The 11,867-nt window shown below is 54.9% G+C and carries 11 protein-coding genes; all 11 read left to right on the top strand.

The genetic code is table 11. From position 1 onward, the window contains the following. Entirely contained in the window at positions 1-969 is a 969-nt protein-coding gene (locus K6T64_RS10265; RefSeq protein WP_288010029.1) for an FAD binding domain-containing protein, read from the top strand. Then, positions 950-3,295, top strand: coding sequence for a xanthine dehydrogenase subunit D (pucD, locus tag K6T64_RS10270; protein ID WP_288010030.1), 2,346 nt, complete (start codon positions 950-952; stop codon positions 3,293-3,295). The genes K6T64_RS10265 and pucD overlap by 20 nt, the downstream gene beginning before the upstream one ends. A gap of 24 nt (positions 3,296-3,319) precedes the next feature. After that, complete coding sequence (locus K6T64_RS10275) at positions 3,320-3,844, top strand: (2Fe-2S)-binding protein (protein WP_288010032.1); 525 nt, start codon at positions 3,320-3,322, stop codon at positions 3,842-3,844. A gap of 31 nt (positions 3,845-3,875) precedes the next feature. Further along, positions 3,876-4,526, top strand: coding sequence for an NAD(P)H-dependent oxidoreductase (locus K6T64_RS10280; protein WP_353737809.1), 651 nt, complete (start codon positions 3,876-3,878; stop codon positions 4,524-4,526). 372 nt (positions 4,527-4,898) lie between these two features. After that, positions 4,899-5,915, top strand: a complete 1,017-nt coding sequence (locus K6T64_RS10285) for an ABC transporter substrate-binding protein (RefSeq protein WP_353737810.1) — start codon at positions 4,899-4,901, stop codon at positions 5,913-5,915. A gap of 22 nt (positions 5,916-5,937) precedes the next feature. After that, the gene (locus K6T64_RS10290; RefSeq protein ID WP_288010034.1) at positions 5,938-6,762 is read left to right on the top strand and encodes a creatininase family protein; all 825 of its coding nucleotides are present in this window, start codon (positions 5,938-5,940) and stop codon (positions 6,760-6,762) included. Positions 6,763-6,787: 25 nt separating this feature from the next. Then, on the top strand, positions 6,788-7,555 hold the full coding sequence (locus K6T64_RS10295; protein WP_288010036.1) for an ABC transporter ATP-binding protein: 768 nt from the start codon (positions 6,788-6,790) through the stop codon (positions 7,553-7,555). 32 nt (positions 7,556-7,587) lie between these two features. Further along, complete coding sequence (locus tag K6T64_RS10300) at positions 7,588-8,931, top strand: FAD-binding oxidoreductase (RefSeq protein ID WP_288010038.1); 1,344 nt, start codon at positions 7,588-7,590, stop codon at positions 8,929-8,931. A gap of 181 nt (positions 8,932-9,112) precedes the next feature. Beyond that, complete coding sequence (locus tag K6T64_RS10305) at positions 9,113-9,880, top strand: ABC transporter permease (RefSeq protein WP_353737811.1); 768 nt, start codon at positions 9,113-9,115, stop codon at positions 9,878-9,880. A gap of 54 nt (positions 9,881-9,934) precedes the next feature. Beyond that, positions 9,935-11,317 (top strand): amidohydrolase family protein, encoded by a 1,383-nt coding sequence (locus tag K6T64_RS10310; RefSeq protein ID WP_288010040.1) that lies wholly within the window; start codon positions 9,935-9,937, stop codon positions 11,315-11,317. Further along, on the top strand, positions 11,305-11,867 hold a 563-nt coding region (locus K6T64_RS10315), incomplete at its 3' end, for an amidohydrolase family protein (protein ID WP_483306143.1). The genes K6T64_RS10310 and K6T64_RS10315, both read left to right, overlap by 13 nt.

Here is an 11,867-nt window from a genome sequence, read left to right on the forward strand (position 1 = left end):
ATGGTTCGGGTGACACCGCAGGTCTGGCAGCCGAAGAGTCTGGAAGAAGCCTGGGACCTCGGACGTTCCTTGGGGTCTGGGGCGAGCTATGTATCCGGGGGAACGTGGTTGCAAATTCAGTGGCGGGCCGGAAGTTTGCCGAGACCTGGTCACCTGATTCGCCTGGATTCCATTCCGGAGTTGTACGAAAGGTCAAAATTGCATCCCCCGGGGGATCGGGAGCCGGGAGCTGCACCCACGGGGCGGCCTTCCGGGTCAGGCGCCGAATTGTTCCGGATTGGGGGGATGACCCCCCTGGCCGCGCTTCGGTCCGACGCGGGATGGGGTCGGCTTTTTCCCGCTTTGCCCTCGGCATGTCGGCGCATTGCCGCGCCCGCCGTCCGGGAGTTGGCGACGGTGGCCGGGAATCTCATGACGGCCGGCGATTTGACCCCAGCTTTCGTGGCGATGCGGGCCCAGTTGGTGTGGTTCACCGAAGGGATGCGGGTTCGCCAGTCCCTGGAGGATTGGTTGCAGGGAGGCGGTGCGGCGGGATCCGGACAAGGGGCGGATCCGGCGGCCATACTTGCGGCGGTGGAGATCCATCCCGGTGCTCTCGGGGGAGAGACCTTTTATGTGAAATTGACCCGGCGAGACACGTTTGTGCCGGCGGTGGTCACCGTGGCGGGGTGGCTGGTCCGGGACGAGGACGGCGTGGTCCGGGAGGCGGTGCTTGCCGTGGGCGGGGCCGGGGTGAGGCCCGGGCGGTTGCGCCGGGCGGAGAGCTGCCTGAAGGGCGGTGCGCTCTGGGATGACCGGGTGCTGTTGTCCACGGCACAAGCGGTGTGGGAAGAATTTGCTCCCAAGGGGGATACCTTTTCGTCGGCGGACTATTGTCGGCGGGCGGCTTCCAATTTGATTATCCGGGAACTGATCAAGATGCGGGATCCGTCTCAGGGAGGTGGGCAGAGTGCGGCGACTCAATCGTGAATCGGCTTCCGAACGATGGAGAGTGCGACCGGACGGGCCGGAAAAAGTGACGGGTGCCATGAAATTTCTCACGGATTTATCCTGTCCGGGCATGTTGGTTGGGAAAATTTTGCGAAGTCCACATCCCCACGCCCGGGTGATCGTCATCCGGACGGAGCGCGCCGCGTCGGTGCCCGGAGTGGTGGCGGTGATCACCCATCGGGATGTGCCGGGGATGAACCGATTTGGCATCATGTATCCGGATCAGCCGGTCCTGTGTGAAGATCGGGTGCGCTTTGTCGGGGACGCCGTGGCGGCAGTGGCGGCGGAAACTGAAGAGGCGGCCGAGGAAGCCCTGGGGCTCATCCAGGTGGAGTATGAGATTTTGCCGGTGATCGACTCCCCGGAGGCGGCATTGGCTCCGGGGGCGCCCCGTTTGCACCCGGGTGGGAATATACTCCATCACACGTCCTACGAGCGGGGCAACGTGGAGTCGGCTTTTCGAGAATGCGCCGCGGTGGTGGAGGAGACCTACGAGACCCCCAGGCAGATGCATGTGTATATGGAAACGGAAGGGGGCTTGTTCGTCCCGGAGCCGGACGGAGGGTTGACCGTGTATGCGCCGACCCAACACGGGTATATGGATCGCATGCAACTGGCCCGGATCCTGGCGATGCCGGAGTCGGACATCCGGGTGGTTTCGAGTCCCATCGGCGGTTCTTTTGGGGGCAAGGACGAACTGAACATCCAGCCCTACGGGGCGCTTTTGGCCCTGCGAACCCGGCGTCCGGTGAAAATCCACCAGTCCCGCTGGGAGTCGGTGCGGTCGGGACTGAAGCGCCATCCGATGAAAATCACGATGAAAACCGGGGCGGATGCGGCGGGCCGACTGGTGGCCCACCAGGTGAGGATCGTGGCGGACACCGGCGCGTATGCCACCCTGGGGGCGCCGGTGTTGCAATTCGCCACGGAGCACGTCATCGGGCCCTACCGGATTCCCCACGTGGATGTGAAGGGGTGGGCGGTGTATACGAACAACGGCGTTTCCGGAGAGTTCCGGGGTTTCGGGGGGAACCAGGCCGCTTTTGCCCTGGAGGGACAGATGGATCGCCTGGCGGAGCGGTTGGGGATGGATCCCTGGGAGTTTCGCGGGATCAACCTGCGGGATGCGGACGATCTCGGGCCGTTGGGGCAGCGCGTGGCCCCTACGGACGGCGCCAGGCATGTATGGGAGGCCCTGAGGAGATCGCCCTTGTGGGGGAAACGGCACTCTCCCGTGGCGGCGGACGGCCGGGCAGAGGGAGAGAACGGAAAGCCCTCTGCTCCCTGGGTGCGGCGGGGGGTGGGGGCGGCCATGGTGATGCACGGCTGTGGTCTTGGATTCGGGATTTCCGATCCCGCTGCCGGACGCCTTCGGCTCAATGAAGAAGGAAAAATCGAGGTGGCTTTTGGCCACGAGGAGTTTGGTCAAGGACTGGTGTCCGCTTTGTCCCTCATGATGCAGGATTTCTTTTCCTGTGCACCCGGGGACGTGGAGGTGGTTCTCGGAGACACGGCCCGGGTTCCTCACGGGGGGTCTTCCACGGCGTCTCGGACCACCGCCATGGTGTGGCAAGCCCTGCGCCGGCTGCAACCGCAGTTCTGCCGGGCGATCTGCGAGAGGGCGGCTGCCAAGACCGGGATACCGGCGTCCCGGCTTCGCCTCGGCCCGGGGGGCGTATGGGCGGGGGAGGACAGGGTGGCGAGCTATCGGGAGATCGCCGAGTCGGGAGTGGCCGGGCTCTGCTTTGAAGTCCAGTTTCACTTTCCCACCACCCCGGATGCGATCATGGGTGGCCATTATTTGTACACCTTTGCCGGGGTCATCGCCGAGGTGGAGGTGGATGTGCTGACGGGCGCCGTGAGAGTGTTGCGGGAGGAACATGCCGTAGCGGCGGGGCCGGTGATCAACCCCATGGGGTACCTGGGGCAGATCGAGGGCGGGAGCAGCATGGCCCTGGGATTTGCGCTGATGGAAGAGGCGGCCATGGAAGCGGGCCACTATATCACCACAAACTTGGACACGTATCTGATCCCGACCATCGGCGACGTCCCTCATCACGTGCAGGTCTACGCCATTGAGGACCTGCCGCCCGGGGATCCGTACGGACCGCGGGGCGTGGGGGAAGTGGGCTCTGTTGGCCTGGCCCCGGCCGTGGCCGCCGCAGTCAGGCAGGCGGTTGGCCGGTGGGTGACCCGGCTGCCGATTTCCAGGGAAATGCTCATCCGCCCGGTGAGTGAGTTTTTGGGTGGCTGCGACGACTCTCGCCAGCCCGCCCTGCGAGGTGGGCAGAGGATTTCTCGATAACTTGCTTGGAGGAGATGAGGGAGCGTGAAACAAGAGACGTTGAGCGATCGCGTCGCCCCGCAGGGAAAGCCGATGCCCAGTCCCTATGCCTTGAATTTTATCGTGAACGGGAGGGCGGTCACCCTTAAGGTGGAGCCGACCAAGCCGCTGGTGGACATTTTACGCAATGACCTGGGGCTGACCGGAGCGAAGGTTTCTTGTGAGATCGGTCGTTGCGGGGCCTGCTCGGTTTTGCTGGATGGCAAACCGGCCAATGCGTGTTTGATCATGGCGTATCAGTGCGCCGGGAAATCAGTCGAGACCATCGAAGGGACCTCGTCCACAACCGCACCAGACACCATTATGCGTGCCTTTTTAGAGGAAGGGGCTTTTCAGTGCGGGTACTGCACCCCGGGGATGATTATGGCTGTGAAAGCGGTGTTCCGCAAAAATTCTCGTCCTTCGATGGAAGATCTGGAAGAGGGACTCTCGGGGAACCTCTGTCGGTGCACCGGGTATGCCGGGATTTTGCGGGTCCTGAAACGGTTATCCAGTCGGGAAACCGACTAGTTGGGCGTTTGTAACTTCGAGAGGCCGGGTGGTGTTCGTGGATCGAGACATGGAAAGGGGTAAGTGGAACATGGCCAATATTCTCGTGACATTCTATAGTACTTTCGGTCACATTCACGCTATGGCTAATGCTGTGGCCGAAGGTGCGCGTCTAGACGGAAAATGCACCGTCAAATGTCTTCGAATTCCGGACATATCGGGGTATGATCTTCCGCCTCAGTTGCTATCTAGTCAAGAGGAGTGCGTGGAACAGAATTGTGAGCAGGATCTTTTTAACACAAAGGACAGGCTCTCGAAATATGATCGTGCGCGACGGGCCATGGAGGTGGTGCCGACGGTGTCCCTAATGGATTTACGTTGGGCGGACGCAGTGATATGGGGATTTCCTGGTTATTATGGCATGATGCCCTCCCAAGTAAAACTTTTTCTAGATATGGCCGGAAACGCATGTCGGGATGGCATTCTCGAAGGAAAGCCTACCGGTGTGTTCACCAGCGCAGGATCGATTCATACCGGGCACGAATCAACAATTTTGACGTCAATTGTTCCCTTACTGCACTTTGGAATGATTTTTGTAGGGACTCCATATACGGAAAATCCTGAGTATTTAACAGACGAGTGTTGGCGGATCTCCATACGGTCCTTCGACACTCGCCGGTCCGGACAGTTCACGGTCCCCTGATCCTAGGGAGTTGAAGATGGCCCTTCGTCTAGGACGGCGAGTGGCCTGGGTTGCGGAAGCCCTCCTCAAAAACAAAATGGGGACATGAACATACTATATGTAAACTAATATAACACCATTTGAGATTTAATCGGTAAATTGATACAGTTAACGGCTGTTGATTTGGCGCAATTCAACGATGACGAAACTAAAACATGACATTAAAATGTAAGATAATCATATCTAATCATTCTAGGAACAGACAAGATAAATGGGGGAAGGAGGGAGGAAGAGAAGTTCGCGCCACGGGGAAAGGGAGAATGGCACGGGATTTCCTTTGCTGACCCCAACATGGTGGGTAGCTCTTCTATCGTATTTGCGAGGTGATTCGCGGTGAAGGTCGCTCGACTTGCGCTGAGTTTGTTTTTGATTATGGGAATTGCAACTGGTTGCGGAAGCAGTGGCGCGGGCGGAAATCAATTTTCTTCCGGAGCCGCGGGGCCTGGTGGCGAGGCGAAAGCGTTAACCCCGGTCACTCAAGTTACAAATTGGTTTGCGGAGCCGGAATTGGGCGGCCAATATGCTGCACAGCTCAAGGGATTCTATAAAGATGCCGGGATGGATATGACGATCATTCCCGGGGGTCCGCAGGTCTCATCCGTGCAAATTGTCGCTTCTGGGAAGGCACAGTTCGGGGTGGTTCAAGCGGATGACCTCCTGATTGCGAGACAACAAGGAATTCCCATCGTTGCGATCGCCGCTATTTTTCAAAAAAACCCTCAAGGGTTGGTGTACCACAAAGGCCAAAACATCAAGAGTCCTGCGGATCTAAATGGTCGTAAGGTGTATACGGCACCGGGGGCGACGTACTGGGAGTACTTGAAGAAAGCCTACAAATTGGATCATGTACAGGAGATGAAGTACACCGGTCAATTAGTCAATTTCGTGAATGATCCAACTGCTGTCACGCAAGGATACGTGACCAATGAGCCATTTACGCTAAAACAGCAAGGAATCGAGACGGGAATCCTCCTCAATGCCGATTTCGGCTACAATCCCTATGCCAATGTGCTCTTCACAACAGAAAAATTGATCAAAGACAACCCTGGATTAGTAAAATCCTTTGTTCGAGCTTCGTTAAAAGGCTGGACTTACTATAGGGATCACCCGGATGAAATCAATCCGTATATCAAAGAGAAAAACCCAGACTTGCCGCTGGATGTTATCAAGTATGGGGCGGAAGCTGAGAAACCACTGATATTTGGTGGAGATGCTCAGACCCATGGGATCGGATACATGTCAAAACAACGGTGGGCTACACTGATCCAACAGTTGTCAGATATCGGAGTACTCCAATTCAAAGAGAACCCCGAGAAAGTGTTCACAAACGAATTCTTGCCAGGGCCATGACACGAGGTCGGGAGGGGAAAAAATGCAACGTGATGATGGGGGTTCGTGGGAAGAACGGTTTCTGCCGAGGTTGACCAGTGAAGAAATTGCGAAGTTGCCAAAAGATCGTGCGCTGGTGGTTCTTCCGATCGGGGCAACGGAACAGCACGGTTCCCATCTCCCGATCTATACAGACACTCTGATCGGCGAAATATTACTGCAGGCTGCATGCGACCGGTTGCCGGAGGATGCCGAAATATGGTTTCTTCCCCCGATAGCGTTTGGCAAAAGTAACGAGCATCAGACTCGCCCGGGGACCTTTTCACTTTCGAGAGCTACGCTCGAGGGGGTGGTGTTGGACCTTGCACGAAGTGTCCGTTCCAGCGGATTCCGCCGCTTATTGTTGTTCACCACACACGGGGGCAATCAAGATCTGTTGAACATGATGGCTAGGGATATTCGCATTGAAACGGGACTAATGACATTCCGATTGAATGGAGGCGATCTCTACAAAGGCCTTTCGGTATTTTCGGAGCAAGAGCAGGCTCTTGGCATCCACGGCGGTGCAGTGGAGACGTCGCTGGTCATGTCCGCCAAACCCGAGTGGGTTCGGACTGACCTATTGCCTTCAGAATTCCCAAATGTTGCTGATGGAGAGTGGTTCAGCTTTCAAAAAAAGACGTTCGCCTGGCTAATTGATGATGTTTCCTCGTGCGGAACGTGTGGGGACGCTTCTCAAGCGTCCATCGAACATGGATGGACCATCCTGGAGTACGCGGCTAGACAGTTGAGCCAGGTGCTCGTCGCTATGGCATGTTTTGACTTCCCTCGCCATAAGCCTGCTGTACAGAATCTGGAGGTGCCGTGATTGTGCATTTGAGGAGGCTGTGGCCATGAGTGTCGACGAAGCCACTCTCGTTCGCCTGAAGAATGTGAGTAAGGTTTATCAGACGGGCACTGTTGCACTACAAAACATGAACCTCACAATCCGGGAGGGTGAGTTCATTTCCTTTGTCGGTCCTTCTGGATGCGGGAAGTCCACTGCTTTTCGCATGATTGCTGGACTGGCGGAGCCAAGCCAGGGACGGCTTGAAGTGCTCGGATTATCTCCGAAAGACGCCCGCAAGAAAGGAACGGGGGTTTCCTTCGTCTTCCAGGACGCCACCTTGTTACCTTGGCGGAGTGTTTGGGATAACGTCATTCTTCCTCTTGAACTGAGGGGAGTTCCTAAAATTTCTCAGAGAGATGAAGCCTTTCGGGTACTAAACTTGGTCGGACTTGTTGATCATGTCAAGGCTTTGCCCCGTCAATTGTCCGGCGGGATGAGAATGAGAGTATCCATCGCCCGGGCGCTCATTTCAAGACCGAAACTTCTGCTGATGGATGAACCATTCGGTGCTCTGGATGAGATCACTCGGCAGAATCTCCAGGATGAACTATTGAAAATCTGGCAACATGAGAAGATGACCATTTTATTCGTAACCCATAACGTATTTGAAGCCGTGTATCTCTCAACTCGAATCGTAGTGATGACGCCCAGACCTGGTCGAATATCCACGGTGGTTGATGTTCCCGTTCCTTTCCCACGAGATGAATCGTTTCGATCCTCCCCTGAGTTCGGGACGTTGGTGGCAAAAGTATCTACCTCTCTGAAACATTGAGACGAACACAATCGAGGAGGAGGCTGCTGGGAATGGCCGTGAGCTGGGAAAAAGACCTGATTCAGAGGATTGGGGCAGAACACGTTCGGTTTGACTTCGAGTCTCGCAGTCGGCTGTCGAAGGACTACTATTGGTATTCCCCGGTGCTGAAAAAGCGGCTTGACGATAAGATTGCTGATAGCATCGTGTTTCCCACAAGTGAATCAGAAGTTGCCCAAGTGCTGTCCTTTGCAGCAGAACGACGGGTACCTCTCACTGTGCGCGGCGCCGGAACTGGAAACTACGGACAGGCCGTGCCCCTAGAGGGCGGTATGGTGATGGACATGAGCCGTCTGAATCGGATCAAGGAGATCGGTGATGGGTATGCCCGGGTGGAACCCGGGGTGAAGCTAGGCATTCTGGAGCGGGAAGCGCGCCGGAAGGGGCAGGAACTAAGGATCTATCCAAGTACTTTTGAAAAAGCGACAGTGGGAGGCTTTGTTTGCGGTGGGTCCGGAGGGATCGGCTCCATTACTTGGGGTAGCCTGTGGGACGGGAACGTCCAAGAGATGACCGTCTTGACCATGGAGGTGATACCAAAGAAGTTAAAGGTGTCTGGCGATGAACTGCTTCACTACATCCATAATTACGGGACGAACGGCGTTGTCACAGAGTTGGTCATTCCCCTTGCTCCGCGCGTGGACTGGGCCCAGTCCATTGTTTCATTTCCAGTTTTTGAAGACTGCCTTCTGTTTGCAGATGTGCTTTCCAAACAGGATACCATAAAGAAACGACTGGTATCCGTGAACGAATGGCCCATTCCCAAGTATTTTCTGCCTCTGAAACATGTGATCGTGGAGGGCCATGCGGCGGTATTGCTTGAAATCGAAGAAGCTTCATGTATTGAGGTTGAATCTCTTGCCGAGAAATTTGGTGGGAAATGGACGTTCTACGCATCCGCAGTGAATTATCGGAAGACCCTTGGCCTTTCCAATTTTTCCTGGAACCATACCACCCTTTGGGCGATTAAAACGGATCCAAACATGACCTATCTGCAGGCGGGATTTGATCCGGATCATTTTATGGAGCAATCGGCCAGGATCAAGACAAAGTATGGCGATGAAGTTCTTCTACACTATGAGTGGGTTCGAAATGCTGGAATCGTCATGCCCCAGGCTCTTCCCTTGGTGTTATTTACAAGCGAAGAAAGGCTCTATGAAATTATTCTATTTTGCAGGCGTATTGGAGTCCGCATCAACGATCCCCACACGTGGCGTCTTGACGAAGGGGGGCGCGGAGATCGTTTTGTCTCTATGTGGACAACAAAGTTGGAAAACGATCCATTGGGGTTACTGAATCCGGGGAAATTTGGAGAGCCGCAGGATTGTCTTGGGTGAATGCCATCTTAAATGCCATCTTGATTGAAAAGGAGTGAGATCCATGATGAATCCACCCCGGGTCCCCCAGGCGATAGAGGGAGTATATCGTCAAGGGACCGCTCCTGTAGAGAGTAGTCCCGCGAAAGGGAATGAAACGCAGGGACGAAGCGAATCTCCAAAAAAAAGTGTGCTCTGGAGTGTGTATATTTCGCCCATCGCCGTATTTTTCGGGTTCGTACTGATCTGGCAATTCGGGCTTCAGATTTTGAACGTCCCGGTTTTTCTGATTCCAAAACCCACCGATATTTTTCAGGCGGCCGTGGAAAACTTGGGAAATCTCACGCAGTCTGCTCTGCAGACTGTCACCGAGTCATTAGTAGGATTTGTGATGAGTTTTGTGGGTGGTGTGTTGGGTGCCGTACTGATGGCTTCGTCCAAAATCCTTGAGCGAAGTCTATACCCCTATGCAATCATTTTGCAAACCATTCCAATTGTAGCGATTGCCCCCATCATCGTGATTTGGTTTGGTGCCGGGCTCAATGCTATTGTGATCATCGCTTTTATCATTGGTTTTTTTCCGATGATCTCAAATACCCTCATTGGGCTCAACTCGGTGGACCACAATATGTTGAATTTATTCCGACTCTACAATGCATCGAAATGGCAAACGATGTGGAAACTGCGACTTCCGGCAGCGCTGCCCTATATGATGGCGGGGTTGAAAATCTCCTGCACCCTTTCGGTGGTGGGAGCGATTGTCGGTGAATACATCGCCGGCATTGGCGGAGGGAGTGGAGGGCTGGGTTACGCGATCACTGTAGCGGCTACTCGACTGCAAACGGCGTATCTATTTGCGTGCGGGTTGGCGGCATCGTTATTGGGTATTGTGCTGTTTCTGGTCATTCAATTGATTTCAAAATGGATCCTCAGTTCGTGGCACGAATCGGAGATGTCCGTAGAAAACTGAGCAACTCTACAAGAAAGGGAAAATATAGGGACCCGTATGGAAGAGGAGATGTCGATGGAAACATCTGATCTTCACCTGATCAATGTCTCATTGCCGTTGTTCGACTCATCGGCTCTGTTCGAGATCCACGTTGCCAATGGTCGCTATACCAAAATAGCGCGACAGGATGGTTGGATTGATCCTCCGAATTCTTCATTCCAGGATCTGGTGGACTTGCAAGCTGAGCCGTTATCGAGATTTTACCAATGGGACGCCAAAGGGAAAATCATGCTCCCAGGGCTTGTGGACAGTCACATGCATCTTGACAAGGCTTTCTCCTTGCCGAAAGTGCCGAATGAGTCCGGGACCTTGGTGGAAGCTGTGCGCAATTATCGAGCTATGTCACCATCCTTTACCTTGGAAGAAATCAAGGCCCGCATGTACCGGGCCGCTTTGCAGGCCCTTTCCTACGGAACCACCCATATTCGTACTCACGTGGATTTTAACGTGGCAGCCGGGCAGGATACGGCCTTGCGGAATGTCCAGGCTGCCATTGAAGTGAAAGAGTCCCTTGCTCCTTATTTGACCATCGAGGTGTTTCCCATGTGTCCCTACGAGTGGACACGACGGGAAGTGGAATTGGTGGAAGAGGCGATTCAAATGGGGGTGGACGGATTGGGTGGAGCTCCGCACTTATCGTCTACGCCCGAGGAAGATATCGACCACATCTTTCATCTTGCGGCCAAACACGACCTTCCCATTGACCTGCACACAGATGAAAGCGATGATCCGCAGGTTCGAACGGTGGCATATATTGCGAAAAAGACGGAAGAAACCGATTACCAGGGAAGGGTTGTAGTCGACCACCTCTGTTCGTTGTCAGCCATGGACGACGTTGTGGCCGGGCAGTTAATCGAAGGGATGGTGGAGGCGAGACTAGGGGCAGTGACCTTGCCGGGTGCCAATATGTACCTGCAGGGGAGAAGCGATCGAGGCCTCGTCAGGCGTGGGGTCACGAGAGTGCGAGAACTTCTTGCGGCGGGCATACCGGTGGCTACTGCATCCGACAACATCCATGATCCGTTTCATCCGTTTGGTCGTGGAGACCTGCTCGTGATTGCCTTGCTTACGGCCTATGCCACCCATATGGGTAGTTTATCGGAACAATTGACGCTACTGAAGATGATTACCGATGTGCCGGCTTCACTGATTGGCTCCGAAGAGTATGGGATTGCTTGTGGGCGTCCGGCGAACTTTGTAATCCTCGACGTTTGTAGGCCGGAGGACGTCTTGGTGAAATTGCCTGAAGGCCGTTGGGTCTACGGGGCGGGAAGGTGGATCAGTGTCTCACAAAAGCGCTTGTCTTGGGGGATCTCCTCTTTGGCCAACCGGTGGAACACGCTGCAGTCTCAACAAAGCGCGTTCAACGAAGGAGGGAGTTCTGTTTGCTTGACCTAATTGTTCGTCGGGTACGCTTACCGGGATCTGACGTTCTTACAGATATTGGAATATCCGATGGAATCATTGTAAAGACGGGGGACATTACGGAACCCACACGTTCGGAACTTGACGGGTGCGGAGACCTTGCACTCCCTCCGTTTGTCGAGTCCCATATCCATTTAGATACTGTACTGACTGCGGGTATTCCTCGCTGGAATGAAAGTGGCACGTTGCAGGAAGGGGTAGAGATTTGGAGTGAGTATCAGTCTGGGTTGAGCCGACAAGATGTTATGAATCGCGCACTGAAAGTAACACAGTGGCAGGTGGCCCAAGGAATTCTTCACGTGCGAACCCATGTCGATATTTCCGATCCCAAGCTCACGGCGTTGTATGCATTGCTAGAACTTAAGGAGATGGTTGCGCCATACCTGGATCTGCAAATCGTGGCATTCCCGCAGAAAGGTCTGCTTGCTTGTCCGGAAAATCAAGAACGGTTAGAGGAAGCGGCGCGGTGTGGCGTGGATGCTTTAGGGGCCATTCCACATTACGAATACACCCGGGAGATGGG

The organism is Kyrpidia sp. (assembly GCF_023512215.1).
Lineage (GTDB): Bacteria > Bacillota > Bacilli > Kyrpidiales > Kyrpidiaceae > Kyrpidia > Kyrpidia spormannii.